Annotated in this window: 14 protein-coding genes; 10 read left to right on the top strand and 4 right to left on the bottom strand. The window is 71.9% G+C overall.

The genetic code is table 11. The features are described from left to right. Positions 1 to 103 precede the first annotated feature (103 nt). Entirely contained in the window at positions 104 to 1,177 is a 1,074-nt protein-coding gene (locus ACZ466_RS06860; RefSeq protein WP_378285989.1) for an ABC transporter permease, read from the bottom strand. Further along, positions 1,174 to 2,076 (bottom strand): ABC transporter ATP-binding protein, encoded by a 903-nt coding sequence (locus tag ACZ466_RS06855; RefSeq protein ID WP_378285988.1) that lies wholly within the window; start codon positions 2,074 to 2,076, stop codon positions 1,174 to 1,176. Before ACZ466_RS06855 ends, ACZ466_RS06860 begins: the two co-directional genes overlap by 4 nt. 284 nt (positions 2,077 to 2,360) lie before the next feature. Here ACZ466_RS06855 and ACZ466_RS06850 point away from each other — a divergent pair, with 284 nt between their 5' ends. Further along, entirely contained in the window at positions 2,361 to 4,451 is a 2,091-nt protein-coding gene (locus tag ACZ466_RS06850; protein WP_378285987.1) for a DNA gyrase/topoisomerase IV subunit B, read from the top strand. Between the two features lie 330 nt (positions 4,452 to 4,781). Continuing rightward, on the top strand, positions 4,782 to 6,143 hold the full coding sequence (locus ACZ466_RS06845; RefSeq protein ID WP_378285986.1) for an APC family permease: 1,362 nt from the start codon (positions 4,782 to 4,784) through the stop codon (positions 6,141 to 6,143). A 25-nt stretch (positions 6,144 to 6,168) separates the two neighbouring features. Here the strand turns inward: ACZ466_RS06845 and ACZ466_RS06840 are convergent, their stop codons facing one another. Further along, positions 6,169 to 6,738, bottom strand: coding sequence for a thioredoxin family protein (locus ACZ466_RS06840; protein WP_378285985.1), 570 nt, complete (start codon positions 6,736 to 6,738; stop codon positions 6,169 to 6,171). A gap of 97 nt (positions 6,739 to 6,835) precedes the next feature. Here ACZ466_RS06840 and ACZ466_RS06835 point away from each other — a divergent pair, with 97 nt between their 5' ends. The 3 genes from ACZ466_RS06835 (at position 6,836) to ACZ466_RS06825 (ending at position 9,141) form a co-directional block, all read left to right on the top strand. Further along, positions 6,836 to 7,201 (top strand): steroid Delta-isomerase, encoded by a 366-nt coding sequence (locus ACZ466_RS06835; protein ID WP_378285984.1) that lies wholly within the window; start codon positions 6,836 to 6,838, stop codon positions 7,199 to 7,201. Between the two features lie 376 nt (positions 7,202 to 7,577). Further along, entirely contained in the window at positions 7,578 to 8,231 is a 654-nt protein-coding gene (locus tag ACZ466_RS06830; RefSeq protein ID WP_378285983.1) for a hypothetical protein, read from the top strand. 79 nt (positions 8,232 to 8,310) lie between these two features. Continuing rightward, the gene (locus tag ACZ466_RS06825; protein WP_378285982.1) at positions 8,311 to 9,141 is read left to right on the top strand and encodes a hypothetical protein; all 831 of its coding nucleotides are present in this window, start codon (positions 8,311 to 8,313) and stop codon (positions 9,139 to 9,141) included. Between the two features lie 192 nt (positions 9,142 to 9,333). Here ACZ466_RS06825 and ACZ466_RS06820 read toward each other — a convergent pair whose 3' ends face one another. After that, positions 9,334 to 11,832, bottom strand: a complete 2,499-nt coding sequence (locus ACZ466_RS06820; protein WP_378285981.1) for a DNA gyrase/topoisomerase IV subunit A — start codon at positions 11,830 to 11,832, stop codon at positions 9,334 to 9,336. 162 nt (positions 11,833 to 11,994) lie between these two features. Between ACZ466_RS06820 and ACZ466_RS06815 the strand changes: the two genes are divergently transcribed. From ACZ466_RS06815 to ACZ466_RS06795, 5 genes are all read left to right on the top strand, one after another. After that, positions 11,995 to 13,158 (top strand): lactate 2-monooxygenase, encoded by a 1,164-nt coding sequence (locus ACZ466_RS06815; protein ID WP_378285979.1) that lies wholly within the window; start codon positions 11,995 to 11,997, stop codon positions 13,156 to 13,158. Positions 13,159 to 13,175: 17 nt separating this feature from the next. Then, positions 13,176 to 13,610 carry an ATP-binding cassette domain-containing protein gene (locus tag ACZ466_RS06810; protein ID WP_464043024.1) on the top strand — a complete coding sequence of 145 codons (435 nt, stop codon included), beginning with the start codon at positions 13,176 to 13,178 and terminating at the stop codon, positions 13,608 to 13,610. Then, positions 13,564 to 13,938 (top strand): ATP-binding cassette domain-containing protein, encoded by a 375-nt coding sequence (locus ACZ466_RS06805; RefSeq protein WP_464043022.1) that lies wholly within the window; start codon positions 13,564 to 13,566, stop codon positions 13,936 to 13,938. The genes ACZ466_RS06810 and ACZ466_RS06805 overlap by 47 nt, the downstream gene beginning before the upstream one ends. A gap of 73 nt (positions 13,939 to 14,011) precedes the next feature. Next, positions 14,012 to 15,178, top strand: a complete 1,167-nt coding sequence (locus ACZ466_RS06800) for a sensor histidine kinase (RefSeq protein WP_378285977.1) — start codon at positions 14,012 to 14,014, stop codon at positions 15,176 to 15,178. Further along, positions 15,175 to 15,780, top strand: coding sequence for a response regulator (locus ACZ466_RS06795; RefSeq protein ID WP_378285976.1), 606 nt, complete (start codon positions 15,175 to 15,177; stop codon positions 15,778 to 15,780). The genes ACZ466_RS06800 and ACZ466_RS06795 overlap by 4 nt, the downstream gene beginning before the upstream one ends. The last annotated feature ends 15 nt before the right edge of the window (positions 15,781 to 15,795 follow it).

The raw sequence follows: 15,795 nt of genomic DNA, 5'->3' as shown, positions 1-15,795 counted from the left end.
GGTACTTAGGACAACATCTAACCCGACGCTGACGTTCCCAACCTGTTTCTTCGTACGCCCACAGCAGAATGGGCCAATTAGTGACCGACATCACAGCGCCGGCTCACGCATCGTCCCATCTGAACAGCCTGACCGCGAGGAATGTTCCCGCGACCGCGATCCCCAGCAGCACGCCGATCTCCGGAAGGACCGCGGAAGGCCCCTGGTCACGGGCCATGACGTCCAGCATGCTCTCGTTCAGATAGCGCAGCGGGAACGCGTACGACACGGCCTGCATCCAGCCGGGCGAGGCGTCCAGCGGGAAGAACGAACCGCCCAGGAACGCCATCGGGAGCACCACCAGCTGACCCACCGTCTGCGCCGCCTCCTGCGTCTTAGCCCACGCCCCGATGACCGTCCCGATCGCCAGGAACGCCAGCACGCCCGACACCACCATCGGCACGCACATCCACCACGACCCCCGCAGCTGGAGATCGAACATCGGCAGCCGCGCCACCAGCAGGAACAGCGCCAGCTGCACCAGCGCGATTCCCACGCTCACCGTGACGCGCGCCCCGAACACCGCCGAGACCGGGGCCGGCGACAGCCGCAGCCGCCGCAGGATGCCCTTGGTGCGCCAGGTCACCAGCGTCTGCGCGGCCCCGAACACCCCCGCCGACGCCAGCGCCCACCCCAGCAGGCTCGGCGTGAAGAACTGGATCGCCTTGAGCGACTCGTCCTCCACCTGCTCGACCGTCAGCCGGTACGCGGCCGGCCGCCCGCTCGCGGAGATGTTCGCCGACTGGACGATCGAGTTCATCAGCCCGCGGACCGTCCCGGACTTCACCGTGTCGGCCGCCGAGTAGCGCACCACCAGCTCGCCGCCGCGCTGCTCCACCACCGCGGCCGCGTCGCCCTTCGCGACCTCCTCCAGCGCGGCCGCGCGGTCGGTGCTCCGGGTCACCTCCAGGACCTTGGCCAGCTCGCCGCCGCCCCCGGCGACGGCGCCGTCCAGGATCGCCGACGGCCCGACCTGGATCACCTCCACCTTCGAGGTGGTCTGGCTCCCGAACACCCCGCCGAAGATCACCAGGAACATCAGCGGGAACAGGATCGTGAAGAACAGCGCCCCGCGGTCGCGGGCGAACCCGAGCGCCATCGCCCGGGACAAGCTCCGGAAGCTCTGCAGGCCGGTCATGCGCGGTACTCCCGTCCGGTGAGCTCCAGGAAGACGTCCTCCAGCGTGGCGCCGCGGATCTGCACGCCGTCCAGCGCGTTCCGGGCCGCCATCGCCGCCACCACCTCCGAGGGCGCGCGGGTGGAGATCACCAGCGACACGCCGTCGTCGGAGACCTCGTCGGCGCCCGGCAGCGCCCCGGCGTCCCCGGCGGCCAGGGTCCCGCTGGCGACGCTGATCCGGGACGGCGCGTCCAGGTCGCGGACCAGCGCGGCCGGCGCGCCCAGCCGCAGGATCCGCCCCGCGTCCATGATCGCCACCCGGTCGCAGAGCAGCTCGGCCTCGTCCATGTAGTGCGTGGTCAGGACGATCGTGCGGCCCTCGGTGTTGATGGCGCGCAGCACGTCCCACAGGTTGCGGCGCGCCTGCGGGTCCAGCGCGGCGGTCGGCTCGTCCAGGAAGACCAGCTCGGGGTCGTGCACGAGCGCGCACGCGATCGACAGGCGCTGCGCCTGCCCGCCCGACAGCTTCTCCACCCGCACGTCGGCCTTGTCGCCCAGCCCGACGGTCTCCAGCATCGCGTCCGCCTTGGCGGGCGGCACGCCGTACAGGGAGCCGAACGTGCGCAGCTGCTCGCGCGCGGTCAGCCGCTCGAAGAACGAGGACGCCTGCAGCTGGACGCCGATCCGCGGCAGCAGCCCGGGATTGCGCGGCCACGGCGGCAGGCCCAGCACCGACACCGCGCCCTCGTCGGCCTCCCGCAACCCCTCGACGATCTCCAGAAGGGTCGTCTTGCCCGCCCCGTTGGGCCCCAGGATGCCGAAGAACTCGCCTTCGGGGACCTCGAACGAGACCCCGTCGACGGCCCGGACGTCCCCGTACCGCTTCCGGAGCCCGTCCGCGCTGATCGTATGTGTCATGCACACGACGGTAGAACCGGGACGGACCGGGGCGGCACCTCCTAAAGTCGGAGATGCGCACCGGCGTGTCGCTGCCCGCGGACGTGGACGATCCTCCAGTTCAGCCCCGGATCGTCCCGCGGCCGCGAGCGACACGTCCGGGCGAAAACGCGTACCGTGACGATCGTCTTCGATAGTATGTTCGATCACGGCTCGCACAGACGGGCGGCGAGCCTGCCCGTGGGCCGTCGGCGGATGGGGGTACCCTGCTGCCGAATGTCCTACCCCCGAGGAGCACACGCACGTTGACCGCCGCGACCGCTGAAGCGACCACCGACGATTCGCACGGCTACTCCGCCCGGCACCTCTCGGTGCTGGAGGGCCTGGAGGCCGTGCGCAAGCGACCCGGCATGTACATCGGGTCCACCGACAGCCGTGGGCTCGCCCACTGCCTCTGGGAGATCGTCGACAACTGCGTCGACGAGGCCCTCGCCGGCTACTGCTCCCACATCAACGTCGTGCTGCACGCCGACGGCTCCTTCGAGGTGGGCGACAACGGCCGCGGCATCCCCGTCGACATCCATCCCAAGACCAAGCTGTCGGGCGTCGAGCTGGTGATGACCCGGCTGCACGCGGGCGGCAAGTTCGGCGGCGTGTCCTACACCGCCTCCGGCGGCCTGCACGGCGTGGGCGCCTCGGTGGTGAACGCGCTGTCGGCCCGCCTCGACGTCGAGGTCGACAGCAACGGCGCCACCCACGCCATCAGCTTCCGCCGCGGGCTGCCCGGCGAGTTCGCCGAGGCCGGCCGGCCCAACGCCCGCTTCAAGAAGCGCTCCGGGGTGCACCAGGTGCGCAAGGTGGCGCGCACGACCACCGGCACCCGCGTCCGGTTCTGGCCGGACATGCAGATCTTCCTCAAGGGCGCCACCGTCGACCAGGCCCAGGTCCTCGACCGGATGCGGCAGACCGCCTTCCTCATCCCCGGCCTGACCATCGACGTCCGCGACGAGCGCGGCGAGGAGGTCCTCGAGGAGACCTTCCGCTTCGACGGCGGCATCAGCGAGTTCTGCACCTACCTCGCCAAGGACGCCGAGCTCGTCGACGTGCTGCGGATCCAGGGCCGCGGCCACTTCACCGAGACCGTCCCGGTGCTGGACGACCAGGGCCACCTGGTCCCCACCGACGTCGAACGCGACCTGGAGGTGGACGTCGCGCTGCGCTGGGGGAGCGGCTACGACACCATCACCAAGTCGTTCGTCAACGTCATCGCCACGCCCAAGGGCGGCACCCACGTGCGCGGCTTCGACCGCGCGCTGATCCGCGTGATCAACGACCAGCTGCGCGCCACCAAGCTGCTCAAGAACGGCGACGAGGACGTCATCAAGGACGACGTCCTGGAGGGCCTGACCGCCGTGGTCACCGTCCGCCTGCCCGAGCCGCAGTTCGAGGGCCAGACCAAGGAGGTCCTCGGCACCTCCGCGGCCGCGCGGATCGTGTCCCAGGTGGTCGGCCGCGAGCTCAAGGCCATCTTCGACAACCCCTCGCGCGGCCGGAAGCAGCCGCTGCGCGCGGTGCTGGAGAAGATCGTCGGCGCCGCCAAGACCCGGATCGCCGCCCGCACCCAGCGCGACAACCAGCGCCGCAAGAACGCCCTGGAGAACTCCGCCCTCCCCGCCAAGCTGGTCGACTGCCGCACCACCGACGACCGCAGCGAGCTGTTCATCGTCGAGGGCGACTCCGCGCTGGGCACCGCCAAGCTGGCCCGCGACTCCGAGTTCCAGGCGCTGCTGCCGATCCGCGGCAAGATCCTGAACGTGCAGAAGGCGTCCGTCGCCGACATGCTCAAGAACGCCGAGTGCGCCGCCATCATCCAGGTGATCGGCGCCGGCTCGGGCCGCACGTTCGACCTCGACTCGGCCCGCTACGGCCGGATCATCCTGATGGCCGACGCGGACGTCGACGGCTCGCACATCCGCTGCCTGCTGCTCACGCTCATGTACCGCTACATGCACCCCATGCTGGAGGCCGGCCGCGTCTTCGCCGCCGTGCCGCCGCTGCACCGCATCGAGCTGATCAAGCCCAGGAAGGGCCAGGACAAGTACGTCTACTGCTACAGCGACGCCGAGCTCCGCAAGAAGCTCGTCGAGTTCGAGCGCCGCGGCATGCGCTGGAAGGAGCCCGTCCAGCGCTACAAGGGCCTCGGTGAGATGGACGCCGACCAGCTCGCCGAGACCACCATGGACCCGCGCCACCGCATCCTGCGCCGCATCCGCATCGAGGACGCCGAGGACGCCGCCAAGATCTTCGACCTGCTCATGGGCAGCGAGGTGGCCCCGCGCCGCGAGTTCATCACCGCCGGCGCCGCCGAGCTGGACATCGAACGCATCGACACCTAGAAGCCGCCAGAAGCCGCCGCCGTGAGGCCCCGTTTCCCGGGGCCTCACAGCCATGCCCTGTGAGCGCCGAGCACCCCACACGCTGAAGGCGCCCATACGCCTGCCCTCAACCCGGGCCACGTCCGCCCGCACCCGGCGGGAACCCGTCCCACGGTCGCTGAGGCCCCTGAGCGAGCGGGCCCGCACACCGAGTTCGCCCTGACCGCGGCCGCGGAGCGCTCCCGAGGACAGCCGTTGGTCGCGCGGAGGCGGGGGGAGGGTGTCACCGAAGGTGATGATAAGTACGCGCTTCGTGGGTACTGCACGTTCCAATCGGACGAGGGAGCGTGCATGACGCAGACGGAAGTCGATCCGAGGCAGCTCGAGGGCGGGCTGCGCCGGGTCATCGGGCGCAAGGTGCTCATGCTCTTCGTGGTCGGGGACATCCTCGGAGCGGGCATCTACGCGCTCGTCGGGCAGGTCGCGGGCGAGGTCGGCGGAGCGGTGTGGATCCCGTTCCTGGTGGCGTTCGTGCTGGCGGCGCTGACCGCCACCGCCTACGCGGAGCTCGTCGGCAAGTATCCGCAGGCGGCCGGGGCCGCGCTCTACACCAACAAGGCGTTCGGGATCCCGTTCGTGACGTTCATCGTCGCGTTCACGGTGATGATGAGCGGGATCACCTCGGCGAGCGCGGCCGCGCGGGCGTTCGGCGGGAAGTACCTGGCCGAGTTCGTGTCGCTGCCGACGCTGGTGGGCGCGCTGATCTTCCTGGCGCTGGTGACGCTGGTGAACCTGGCCGGGATCTCCGAGTCGATCAAGGTGAACGTGGTGCTCACCCTGATCGAGGCGTTCGGGCTGCTGGTCATCATCGTGATCGGGGTGTTCGCGCTGGTCAGCGGGGACGGCGAACCGAGCCGGGCGCTGGAGTTCCACCCGGCCAACGGCGCCTTCCTCGGCGTGCTGGGCGGGACGGCGCTGGCCTTCTACGCGCTGCTGGGGTTCGAGGACTCGGTCAACCTGGCCGAGGAGGCCAAGAACCCGCCCAGGGACTTCCCCGCCGCGCTGTTCGGCGGCCTGGCCATCACCGTGGTGATCTACGTGGCGGTGGCGTTCACCGCGACCATGCTGGTCGACGCCGAGACGCTGCGGACCTCGACCGGGCCGCTGCTGGAGGTCGTCAAGGTCGCGGGGCTGAGCTTCCCGCCCAAGCTGTTCGCGCTGATCGCCCTGCTGGCGGTGGGCAACACCGCGCTGATCAACATGATCATGGCGTCCCGGCTGGTGTACGGGATGGCGCGGGAGCGGATCGTGCCGTCGCCGTTCGCGATCGTGCACCCGACCCGGGCCACGCCCTGGGTCGCGATCGCGTTCACGGTCACGATCGCGGTGGTCCTGGTGAGCACCGGCGACGTGGGCGGGCTGGCCGACACCACCGTGCTGCTGCTGCTGTGCGTGTTCGCGCTGGTGAACGTGTGCGTGCTGGTGCTGCGCCGGGAGCGCGTCGAGCACGCGCACTTCCGCGCCCCGACCTGGATGCCGGTGGTGGGCGCGGTGAGCTGCCTGTTCCTGACGCTGCCGATCACCGGCCGGGAGGGCGAGGTCTACCTGCGCGCCGCGATCCTGCTGGCCGTCGGGCTGGTGCTGTGGGGGGTCAACCGGCTCGTGGTGGGACGGGTCGACGCCGTCGACCCGGGCGGGATCGACAAGAACTGACGGGAGGGCGGTCCGGCCGGGTCCGTCAGCCGGGCTCGTTGCCGGGCTTCCACTTGATGCCGCAGCCGAGGCTGGGCGCGTGCGGCTCGGGAACGGCCTTGCCCGCCAGGACGAGGTCCAGAGCCGCACGCAGGTCGGCGCCGTCCGAGGGCACCTCGTTGCGGGGACGGGCGGCGTCGAACTGGCCCCGGTAGGCCAGGCGGCGGCCGGCGTCGTACAGGAAGAAGTCGGGCGTGCAGGCGGCCCTGTAGGAGAGCGCGACCTCCTGTGACTCGTCGACCAGGTACGGGAAGGCGAACCCGGCCCGTTCCGACTGCTCGCGCAGGTGGGCGGCGTCGTCGTCGGGGTTGCGTCCGGTGTCGTTGCTGCAGACGGCGATGGTGACCAGGCCCTTCGCCGCGTACTCGGCCGTGACCGCGCCGAGCGCCGCCTCGATGCGGCGGACGTACGGGCAGTGGTTGGACAGGAAGGTCACCAGCAGCGCGGGCGCCCCGGGGAAGTCGCCGGGGGACACGGCCGGGCCGCCTCCGGCGGGCGGCAGCGAGAAGCCGGGAGCGGGCGTGCCGAGCGGCACCATGAACGATGAGATCGCCATGCCGCCATTGTGTCCCGGGGCCCGGTAACCGCTCACTTCGGTCAAGCAATCGTTTGTTAGGCTCTGCCGATCTGCCGGAACGAGCGATGGGCGGGACATGCCGGAGCAGGAACGCATGAAGCAGGTGCTGCAGGCCTACGTCGACGGCTTCGCCGAGGGGGACGCCGCGGCGGTCGCGGGGCTGTTCGCCGACGACGCCACGATCGAGGACCCGGTCGGCAACCCGCCGATCTCCGGACGCGCGGCGATCGACGAGTTCTACGCCAACGCGGTCGGCAGCGGCGCCAAGCTCTCGCTGGACGGGCCCATCCGCGGCTCGCACGGGAACAGCGCGGCCATGGCGTTCACCATCGAGGTGCCCGGGGTGGTGCGCATCCGGGCCATCGAGGTGATGACGTTCGACGACGACGGCAAGGTCACCGAGATGCGCGCCTACTGGGGTCCGGACGACGTCGAGCAGTAGGCGGACGGCGTCCCGCGCGCGGCGGCCGGTTCCCTGGGGGAGCTGGCCGCCGTCGTCGTGCCGGTGGGTTTGTGAGGCGATGACAAGAACAGGAGCGCGGTCCGCCGGTTCATAGGCATGAAGTGCGTGTCTCTCGCAAGGCAACGCCCAACTTGGCCGCTCTCGGCCAATCTTAACCATGCAAGCGCTTGCTTACGCAGCTGAGGTGGTCTTAGCTGGCGGGTGCGAGCGTACAGAGGGCGGGCGTCACCTCCGGATCCGGGGCGCACCGCCACTCGGGGGCCGGCGCGGAACGCGCGGCCGGGGCTGATCATCCCGCGGCGTGCCACCCCACCCGCCGGAAGCACGGACATGGGCCACTACCCGAGGAGAGAATGTGAAGGCCCTCGTCAAGCTCGGCACACCCGCCATCGCGGCCGCCACGGCGGTCGGCCTCCTGGCCGGCACCGCCTCCGCGGCCACCACCACGGTCCTCAGGGAGGACACGAGGACGCCCTACGACGGCGGCTACCAGATCCTCAACGTCGGCGCCCTCACCTTCAGCGGCACGGGCTTCACCGCCAGCTGCTCGAGCGCCGACCTGCGCGGCACCCTGACCTCGTCCGGCTCGGGCACGCTGGACTCGGCGAACGTCACCGGCTGCACCAGCAACCTGGGCAACCCGACCGTCACCTTCCGCAACCTGCCCTACACCGATGGCACCCTCGCCTACGGGCCCAGCGGCAACTACGACGGGACGCTGACCTTCACCGACACCGACCTGGAGATCCAGGCGAGCTTCGGCTTCCTCACCTGCGTCTACGGGTTCGACGCGACCCACACCAGCCTGACCTTCCAGGTGCGCAACTCCGACAACCCCGCCAACTCCACGGGCCAGCTGGCCGGGACGATGAACAACGTCTCCCTCGGCCTGAAGTCGGGCAGCTTCCTGTGCCCGAGCGGCGTCACCGCCAACGGCACCGGCAAGGCCCTGGGCAAGGTCAACCCGAGCGACACGACCTACACCCAGAAGCTGCACATCACCGCCTGAGAGTCCCCCCGCCCGGCCGTCCCGCTCCCGCACGGGACGGCCGGGCCCCTTGCTTCCCGTAGAGAAGGCGATTCGTCCCGTGAAGATGTCGTTCCGCAAGGGGCTCGCGGCCGCCGCGATCGCGTCCCTCGGCCTGGCCGCCCTCCAGCCCGCGACCGCCTCCGCCTCCCCCGCCGCCGCGCCGTCCTCGGCCGCCGCGCCGTCGTTCGACCTGAAGGCCGACTGCCCGAAGCTGCCCGCCGGCGCCGATCCGGCCCGCTGGGAGTGCCTGGTGATGGTCGTGGACGGCGGCTCGCTCAAGCTGGGCGGGCTCAGCCAGCAGATCACCGAGCCCATCACGATCGTCGTGCAGTCCGGCCCGCCCGCCGGCGGCGGACCCAACGAGCTCAAAGAGATCAGGATGGACGCCGACCCGATGAAGATCCCGGGCGGCGTCCTGGGCCTGCTGGGCCTGCCCAGCGTGCCGTGGCTGGAGGACCTGCCCGGCTTCAAGGTGGAGGTCGAGGCGAGCTACGCCGGGGGCTTCTCCTTCGCGCTGCCGGTCGCCAAGGTCGACATGCGGGTGCGGATCATCAACCTGCTGCTCGGCGACGCCTGCTACATCGGTACCCAGGCCGAGCCCCTCAAGTTCACCCTGGTCGCCGACATGTCCACGATCAGGGTGGTGAGCCCGGGAGACCCGTCCGACCCGCTCGCGCACCCGTTCGTCATCGCCGCCACGGCGGCGGACAAGACCTTCACCGTGCCCAGGTCCAGCTGCGGCATCTGGGGCGCGGCGATCGACTGGAAGGCCGCGCTGCCCTCCCCGTCGGGCAGCAACGAGGCCGCGTTCGAGACCTTCATCGCCGTCGCCACCTACCAGGGCACCGGCACCCCGCTCCGCGACCCCCGCACCCTCAAGGTCGGCTGACCTCCGGGCGATTCCGCCGGTGAGAGACGGGATCGCCCACAGCCGCCGGTTGGCACAGGGCCGTCGGGTGGATGGTGGCCGTCGATGAGAGTCCGGACGTCCGGACGTCCGCTGGGAGCGGCCGTGGGCGGAAGACGCGGCGGCCCCCGCACCCTTGCTCGGTGCGGGGGCCGCCGCGTCAGCGTGCTGCGATCACTGGGGTGATGCGTCGTCGGGGGTCGGCGCCTGCTCCGGTTCGGGGGTGGGGGCGGGGTGGAGGGGGCCGCCGAAGGCGGCGACCTCCGCGGTCAGCCGTTCACCGGAGCCGTCGCGGCGCCCGATCTCGACGTCCACCAGCAGCGGCTTGCCCGTGGACGAGGCCGCCCGCACGGGCGCGGGGCCGGCCCACGCCATGATCAGCGCGTCCTCGCCCTTGAGGAAGCGGTGCGACCGGACGCCGCCGGTCGCGCGGCCCTTGGCGGGGAAGTCGGCGTAGTCGGCGAGCTTGACCGCGCCCTGCTCGGTGCCCGGCAGCGCCGAGGACGAACCGGAGATCGTCACCACCCGGGACTCGCGGTCCGGGTCGAGCGCGCCGAACCAGATGACGGTGGCCCCGGCCGCCAGCTTGATGCCCGCCATGCCGCCCGCCGCCCGGCCCTGCGGCCGCACGTTGGACGCGCTGTAGTGCAGCAGCTGGGCGTCGCTGGTGATGAAGACCAGATCGTCCTCGTCGGCCACGGTGACGGCGCCCACCACCTGGTCGCCGTCCTTGAGCGTGATGACCTCGAAGTCGTCGCGGTTGGGCGGGTAGTCGGGCACCACCCGCTTGACCACGCCGTGCGCGGTGCCCAGCGCCAGCGAGCCGTCGAGCGAGCTCAGCCCCACCACCTTCTCGTCGGGGTCGAGGTCGACGTACTCGGTGATGGGGGCGCCGCCCGCCAGCGACGGCGGCGAGGCCGAGGCCGGCAGCATCGGCAGGTCGATGACCTCCACCTTGATCATCCGTCCGGCGGAGGTGACCACGCCGAGCTGGGCGCGGGCGCTGGCCCGCACCACCGACACCAGCACGTCGTGCGGGGAGCGGGCGCCCTCGTCGGCCAGCGGCTCGGCCGAGCCCGTACGGGCCAGCAGGCCGGTGGAGGACATCAGCACCAGGCACGGGTCGTCGGCGACCTCCAGCGGCACCGCGGCGGTCGCGGTCTGGCCGGACGACTCCAGCAGCACCGTGCGGCGCGGGGTGGAGAACTCCTTGGCGACCTCGCCCAGCTCCTTGGAGACCACGCCGCGCAGCTTCTTCTCCGACTCCAGGATCGCGGTCAGCCTGGCGATCTCCTTGGCGAGCTGCTCCTTCTCCTTCTCCAGCTCCAGCCGGTCGTAGCGGGTCAGCCGGCGCAGCGGGGTGTCGAGGATGTACTGGGCCTGGATCTCCGACAGCTCGAAGATCTGCATGAGCCGCTGCTTGGCCTGGGACGCGTCGTCGCTGTCCCGGATGATCTGGATGACCTCGTCGATGTTGAGCAGCGCGACCAGCAGGCCGTCGACCAGGTGGAGCCGGTCCTCGCGCTTCTTGCGGCGGTGCGCGCTGCGGCGCCGGACGACCTCGATGCGGTGGTCGACGTACACCTGCAGCATGTCGCGCAGGCCGAGCGTGCGGGGCTGGCCGTCGACCAGCGCCACGTTGTTGATGCCGAACGACTCCTCCATCGGCGTCAGCCGGTAGAGCTCGGCCAGCACGCCCTCGGGGTTGAAGCCGTTCTTGACCTCGATGACCAGCCGCAGCCCGACGTTGCGGTCGGTGAGGTCCTTCAGGTCGGAGATCCCGTTGATCTTCTTGTTGTTGACCAGTTCCTTGATCTTGGCCTTGACCCGCTCCGGGCCGACCGCGTACGGCAGCTCGGTGACGACGATGCCCTTGCGGCGGGGGGTGACGTCCTCGATGTGCACGGTGGCGCGGGTGCGGAAGGTGCCGCGGCCCCGCTCGTAGGCGTCGCGGATGCCGTCCAGGCCCACGATCCGGCCGCCGGTGGGCAGGTCGGGGCCGGGCACGAAGCGCATCAGCTCCTCGAGCGAGGCGTCGGGGTTGTCGATCAGGTGCCGGGCCGCCGCGATGACCTCGCCGAGGTTGTGCGGCGCCATGTTGGTGGCCATCCCGACCGCGATCCCGGACGAGCCGTTCACCAGCAGGTTGGGGAACGCGGCGGGCAGGACCTCGGGCTCCTGCTCCTGGCCGTCGTAGTTGGGCCGGAAGTCGACGGTGTCCTCGTCGATGGAGGCGACCATGAGCATCGCCTCGCGGGTCAACCGGGACTCGGTGTACCGCATGGCGGCCGGCATGTCGTCGCCGCCGAGCGAGCCGAAGTTGCCGTGCCCGTCGACCAGCGGCATCCGCATCGCCCACGGCTGGGCCATCCGGACCATCGCGTCGTAGATCGCGCTGTCGCCGTGCGGGTGCAGCTTGCCCATCACCTCGCCGACCACGCGGGCGCACTTGACGTGCCCGCGTTCGGGGCGCAGGCCCATCTCGTTCATCGAGTACAGGATCCGGCGCTGCACGGGCTTGAGGCCGTCGCGCGCGTCGGGCAGTGCCCGCTGGTAGATGACCGAGTACGCGTACTCGAGGAAGCTGCCGCGCATCTCCTCCGAGACATCGACGTCGATGATGTTCTCTTCGAAGTCCGGCGGGGGAGGGGCCTGGGATCCACGACGTGCCATGTGGGACATTGTGGCGGGTCCCTGAGACAGATTCGCACCGCACCACCCCTCGGCGCGCCGAAACCGCCCCCTCCGGGCGTCCGTATGGCCGCCTCCGGCCGTGTCCGGCCCGGTCGCCGGGGCGCCGGTCGGCGGGCGGATCGATCGCCGAGGAGGTTTCCGATGAGCGCGCTGGCCGACTTCCAGAACGAGATCTACCTGAAGGGGCTGGGCGACGTGCTGCCCGAGCTGCCCACCGACCTGACCCGGCTGGAGGGGCTGGCGGAGCGGAGGCTGTCGTCGCGGTCGTTCGGGTACGTGGCGGGCTCGGCGGGCAGCGAGGCCACCGCGCGGGCGAACCGGGCGGCGTTCGACCGGGTGCGGATCGTCCCGCGGATGCTCCGGGACGTGGCGCGGCGCGACCTGTCGGTGGAGGTGCTGGGCACGGCGATGCCCGCGCCGGTGCTGCTCGGGCCCATCGGCGTCCTGTCGATCCTGCACCCGGAGGGGGAGCGGGCGGTGGCGCGGGCCGCGGCGTCGTGCGGGCTGACGATGGTGCTGAGCACGGCCGCGTCGTACTCGATGGAGGAGGTCGCGGAGGCGGGCGGCGAGGGGCCCCGCTGGTACCAGCTGTACTGGCCCAAGGACCGCGAGATGGCGGTGAGCTTCCTGGAGCGGGCCAAGGCGGCGGGCTACTCGGCCCTGGTCGTCACCCTCGACACGTTCACGCTGGCGTGGCGGCCGCGCGACCTCGACCAGGCGTACCTGCCGTTCCTGCGCGGGATCGGCGTGGCCAACTACTTCTCCGACCCGGTCTTCCAGAAGGCGGTGGGCGGCCCGGTCACCGGCGCCAACCGCGACACCGCGCTCCTGCACTGGGTGGCCAACTTCGGGAACCCGTCGCTGACCTGGGACGACCTGGAGTTCCTGCGGGACCACTGGGACGGCCCGATCGTGCTCAAGGGCATCCAGCATCCCGATGACGCCCGCCGCGCCGTGGACGCCGGCATGGACGGCGTGGTCGTCTCCAACCACGGCGGGCGGCAGGTGGACGGAGCCATCGCCTCCCTGGACGCGCTCCCGGGCGTCGTGGAGGCGGTGGGCGACCAGGCCACGGTGCTGTTCGACAGCGGCATCCGCACCGGGTCCGACATCGCCAAGGCGCTGGCGCTGGGCGCCCGCGCGGTGCTGGTCGCGCGGCCGTACGCCTACGGCCTGGCCCTGGGCGGGGAGGCCGGGGTGCGGCACGTGCTGCGCTGCCTGCAGGCGGAGCTGGAGCTGACGATGGCCCTGTCCGGGCACCGGAGTCCGGATGAGCTCGGCCCGGAGAGCGTCCACCGGAGTTGAGCGCGGGGTGCCCGGTGATGACCCGTGACGGATGTCATGGGTCGGCCCCGCGTTTCTCCCGGGGTGCTCCTGACGCCTGTGACTGCAAGTCTTCGCAGGGTGGCGGCGAGCATGGGGGCATGGGCGTGAACGTGATCGAGGTGTCCGGGGCAGGGGTCTGTTTCGGCGGGCGGGACGCCGTGCGCGACGTCTCGTTCGGCGTCGCCGAGGGGGAGGTCTGCGCGCTGCTCGGCCCACCGGGCGCGGGCAAGACGACGCTGCTGGAGATCGCCTCGGGGATGCGGCGTCCTACGTCCGGGCGGGTGCGGGTTCGGGGGGGCCGACCCGTACGAGGACCGGGCGGGGCTGCGCACCGGCGCCGTCTGGCGGGAGGGCGGGCTGTTCCCCGGCCTGACCGTGGCGGAGGTGGTCGACACGTGGCGGCGGTGGACGCTCGACCCGCTCCCCGGTGACGAGGCGCTTCGCCTGGTGGGCCTGGGCGGCTGCGAGGGCGTGCCCTTCGAGAGGCTGACCCCGTGTGCACAGCGCCTGCTCGATCTGGCGCTGGCACTGGTCGGGCGTTCTGACGTCCTCTTCCTGGACGAGCCCTCCGCCGGCCTGGACGTGGCGTCCTCCCGCCACGTCGGCTCGGTCTTGAGAGGGTTGGCCGAGGACGGGGTGACGATTCTGCTGGCGACGCGGGATCCGTACGAGGCGTGGTGCGCGGACAGGGTCGGCATCCTCGACAGGGGGCGGCTGGTGCCCGGCGGCGATCCGGCCTGGCCGCGGCGGGCCGCTTGAAGGCGGCACGTACGTGAGGGCGGCACGTACCCTGGGCCGTGCCATAGCCGGCCCCCCGCGCGGAGGCGGAGAGGTGCAGCCCAGGATTCCGCGTCCCACCGGCATCGCCGCGATCATCGTGGCGATGACGCTCGTCACCTTGGCCGGGCTCCTGCTGCCCGCCGTCTGGTACGAAGTGCTGGACCGGCGCGACCCGGGCCGGATCGTCCTGGGCCTGGTGTGCGTCGCGGCCGTCTTCACCCTGTACGGGCGGCTGCTGTGGCTCAATCTGATGCGCCGCACCGTGCCCGCCCACGGGATCGGCCTGGCCGCCATAGCCGCGGTCTGCTGGACCCTCCCGGCTCTGATGGGCGCCCAGGTCGGCTGGGGGAGCGCCCTGGTCGTGCCGGTGGGCCTCATCGCGGTTGTGCTGCCCTTGCGCGCGGCGGTGCTCGTGACGGCGGCGGCCACGGTCCTGACCCCCGCCTACGGGCTCGTGCTGGGGCTGCCGGTTCTCAACGTCCTGTACCAGCTGGTGGGCGTGCCGGTGGGGGCGTTCTCGGGGTACGTGACCGTGTGGCTGTTCCATGTCGTCCAGGAGTTGCGGGAAGCGCGCGCGGAGCTGGCCCGTTCGGCGGTGGGCGAGGAACGGCTGCGCTTCGCCCGGGACCTGCACGACGTGCTCGGCCACAGCCTCCAGGCCGTCGCCCTGCGCGCCGAGGTCGCCGAGCGCTTCGTCGAACGCGACCGGGAGCGGGTCCGCGGGGAGCTGGTCGAGATCCAGCGGATGGCGCGGGACTCGGTACGCGATGTGCGCGAGATCGTCCGCGGCTACCGGGCGACCTCGCTGCGCAGCGAGCTGCAGGGCATGTCGGCGGTGCTGCGCGCGGCGGGGATCCGCTGCGACGCCCCCGAGGTCTCGCCCGACCTGCCCGCGCACGCGCACGAGCCGCTGGGATGGGCGGCCCGGGAGGCGGCCACCAACGTCCTGCGGCACAGCGGCGCCACCTGGTGCCTGATCACGGTGCGGTCCGACGACGCGCACGTCCGGCTGGAGATCTCCAACGACGGCGCGGGCCGGCGTCCCGCGCCCGCCGCCGGAGCCGCCGCCGGGGCCGGGCTGGCGGGCCTCGCCGAACGGATGGCGGCGGTGGGCGGCGAGTTCACCGCGGGCCCGGCCGGGGACGGCACGTTCCGGCTGGCCGCCGCCGTGCCCAGGGCGGTGCCCAGGGCGGTGCCGAGGGCGAAGGGAGAGGCATGATCCGGGTGCTGCTGGCCGACGACCACCTCCTCATCCGGGAGGCGCTGGTGCTGCTGCTGGAGACCGAGGACGGCATCGAGGTCGTGGCGGACGTCGGCCGCGGCGACGAGGCCGTCGAGAGCGCGCTGCGCCTCAAGCCCGACATCGCCGTGCTCGACATCGACATGCCCGGGCTGGACGGCCTCGCCGCGGCCGAGCGGCTCTCCCGGGAGCTGCCCTCCTGCCGGCCGGTGATCGTGACCGCGCACGGCCGTCCCGGCAACCTGCGCCGCGCGATGGCCGCGGGCGTGCGCGGCTTCCTCGGCAAGGACGCCCCGGGCGCCCGGCTGGCGGAGGTCGTCCGCCAGGTCGCCGCGGGCGCCCGGTACATCGATCCGCAGCTGGCGGCCGACGCGCTCGCCGCCGAGGAGTGTCCGCTCACGCCGCGCGAACTCGACACGCTGCGCGCCGCCGCCGACGGCGCCCCGGTGAGCCGGATCGCCCGCGGCCTGGGCCTGTCGGAGGGCACCGTGCGGAACTACCTGTCGGCGGCGGTCACCAAGCTCGGCGTCGACAACCGCCACGCGGCGGTGCGGGCCGCCCGCGACCTCGGCTGGTTGTGAGCGGGGCCGGGGCGA

The organism is Actinomadura rugatobispora (assembly GCF_055379765.1).
Note: the sequence above shows the minus strand (reverse complement) of the source record. Positions and strands in the feature narration are given on the sequence as shown.